This is a genomic window from Dehalococcoidia bacterium (genome assembly GCA_028711995.1).
In the GTDB taxonomy this organism is placed as follows: domain Bacteria; phylum Chloroflexota; class Dehalococcoidia; order SZUA-161; family SpSt-899; genus JAQTRE01.
On record JAQTRE010000234.1, the window covers coordinates 1 to 2,805 of the forward strand.

Below are 2,805 nucleotides of genomic sequence, written 5' to 3' on the forward strand. Positions count from 1 at the left end.
GTCGTCCTGGCTGGTCAGGCTGACCCGCGAGACTTTGTTCTGGCCAAGGTCGAAAAACTGAACCTGGAAGGAGAGCCGTTTTTCGGAGCGCCCGAATACTTGTCTCGGAATTCTCTTCAAGTAGGGGGTTAGACACTATTCTCAAAGTGTCAGAGCGAAGACTTTTTCGAAGGTCTTAGTTTTACCTTTTATCCGGAATGGTGGGCCATTCTGTATAATAGCTAGGACTTTTGGCCTCTCCTTCCCCCTCGTCCTGCCCCGGGGGAAGGATCTCCGTTCTAGTCCTGTGTGCTAGACCATTCGGAAAAAACGGGATACTGATGCCATCGCAGCCGGACAAAACGGCTCACTCGCGGTAGAAGATGTCTTACCCAGCGGCACGACCCAGGATACTGGCAGTCGGTCCTCTATGGTCGCCAAGAATCAGGGCCATGAAAGGAAAGGCAGCCCTCCCCTGGCAGTGCCCCACTTCATCTTACCCGACCCCTCTACGCAAGGTGCTATAATCGCCTCCGTGAATCGTTATGCAGGGGGACGGCGCCCATGCCAGAGTCGGACGACAGACTTGCAGGCTTGTGTATGGCTTCAGTTCAGGCAAGTATAGACAAGCTGAGTGAACTTGGGGTCTGGCCGCGACCACACGCAGCCCGCAACCTACGAATGGGCAGCGATTTCTCGTTCCAAGACATCAAGGATATCCCAGAAGTAGTCGCTTTCATGGGGGCGCTCGCGTCAAACGAACATGTGAGGTCCATCTACTTCAGAGACGATGACGCGACAGACGCATATGTATTGCGCAACTATTGGAGTCAGATGCTGTTGCGCATTCTGTCGCAGACGGAGGGGGCTACGGTCGACGCGGCCGTTTTCCGCGAGTGGTACGAGCGCCTTCTGGCCGAAGTCCACACAGAAACGGCTGTCTGGCAGTCCATAGACACCGTTACTGGTCTAGTTCTGCGGGTAGAGGAACTGAAATTGGATGATTCCACTGTTCTGAAACGTACGGATGCGATTCACCTATTCGACTTGCCCGGCCTTGCCGCTAGTCCCGGCTGGCGCCCACATGGAGGCGACAATGCTGCAGTAGTGACGACTGTGAAGATGCGGAAGCATGATTATGCTGGTATGACCGATCCAGGACCGGAGAGGACAAAGCACATCGAACGCTGCATAGCTGTTATAGAGGCACTTCGACTGGCCAAACCCGGTATCCCTTGCACCCATTGTCACGCTACGTTTCAAATAAGCGACTTACCCATTGACGAACCTCTCGCGTATTGCCATGAAGACGCCAACCCGGTCGGCCATGGTGAAACCAATGTAGGCCCTGAAGATTTCGATGCGATCAGGGGTCTTTGGCACGAACGCCTGAAGAGGCGGGACAACACACTACCGCCAAGTGTCCGCACAGGGCCTCTGGATACAGCTTACGGACGGTTCTTTCGATCATATTCTGGCGGTGACTATTGGCAGAATATTCTTGACCTTACCATATCTCTCGAATCCATGTTTAGCCCATCGGGAAACGAGGAACTTAAGCATCGGATTTCATTAAGGGCAGCGTGGTTGCTCGATACAGAGGATCGGACAGGAACAGGAAATGCCGACATATATAAGTTGGTCAAGACGATGTACGACATCCGATCCAATCTTGTTCATGGTGCTCTGCACAAGAAAGAGAAGAGCGACAAGAAACAAAAAGAGAAAGACGAACAGATTGAACATTGGATACACGACCTCGCCGGTACCGAACGCGGGAAGCCAATTGGCCTCATGGATGAACGAGCAGCGATGGAATCGGCACGGGCGATAGTGAGGAAGGCTCTGGCAGCATGCAACAGGCTGTCGAACCTATCTAGTGACGGGCCATGCTTTCCTTTCCCGCCTGATTTTGACCGGAACTTATTGGTCTCCAAACAGCGTTTGATGTGGCAAGCGGCAGCTGGTGTCCTGCCAAAAACCAGCCAGTAGTAGCTGCAACGAATCGCGCGTCACTAATTATTGTCTCGCTGGTTTGCTACCGTTGCTCGACCACCACCGAAGCCAACAAGCGCCGTATCGCCGTGGCAAATTGACTCTTGAACCCCAGTTCGGGAACTGTCCAGTACGGCCCACCATTCTGGATTAGAACCAGACTCAGGCGAGTGCAAACTCCAGCCGAAAAGTTCTTGCTACAGTAACCCCATCTCCACTTTTGTTAACGTTTTGTGCACTCTTTGTGATACCGAAACCAACCGTTTGTGAACGAAGACTGAATGATCTGCTCCCCGGATGACTCCAACGCTGTGTGCCATTGTTTTCGAGGGTCAGCGAACGCCTGAGAACGGGTTCTTAAGACTCCGGTTTCTTCAACGAACGGGAACCACATTCTGTGCCTACGGTTGAGTTTTCGTTAACCATGTTCAACCCAGTCCGGACATGATCCGATCACAACTCAAATCCTGCGGCAAATACTCGCAGACAGGCGTCAACCACTCTGGAATCGTAAAGAACGCCTCTCTTCTCGGAGATTTGTTTCAATGCCCTTTCCATGCCCAAAGCTGGGCGATATGGACGATGAGAAGCCATGGCTTCAACGACATCTGATACGGCCAAGACTCTCGCTTCAAGGATAATATTCTCACCCGAAAGCCCACCTGGATATCCGGAACCGTCCATCATTTCGTGATGCTGAAGCACAGCCTGGGCGACGGGCCAAGGGAAGTCTATTCCTTTCACAATACTGTGACCGATAGTCGGATGGGCCTTGATAAGATTGAACTCTGCATCAGATATTTCACCAGGCTTGCTCAGGATTTCAGATGG

At 52.4% G+C, this 2,805-nt stretch carries 2 protein-coding genes; one reads left to right on the forward strand and one right to left on the reverse strand.

What is annotated here, in order from left to right; genetic code table 11:
- The first annotated feature begins 543 nt into the window (after positions 1–543).
- A complete protein-coding gene (locus PHV74_16065) occupies positions 544–1,971 on the forward strand; it encodes a HEPN domain-containing protein (protein MDD5095867.1) in 1,428 nt (475 codons plus the stop codon).
- Positions 1,972–2,427: 456 nt separating this feature from the next.
- On the opposite strand, the gene PHV74_16070 is transcribed toward PHV74_16065, so the two are convergent.
- Positions 2,428–2,805, reverse strand: a 378-nt coding sequence (locus tag PHV74_16070) for an HD domain-containing protein (GenBank protein MDD5095868.1), incomplete at its 5' end; no start/stop codon positions are given.

Coding starts and splice junctions, on each gene's coding strand:
- PHV74_16065 (MDD5095867.1), top strand. CDS start 544: ATGCCAGAGTCGGACGACAGACTTGCAGGCTTGTGTATGGCTTCAGTT.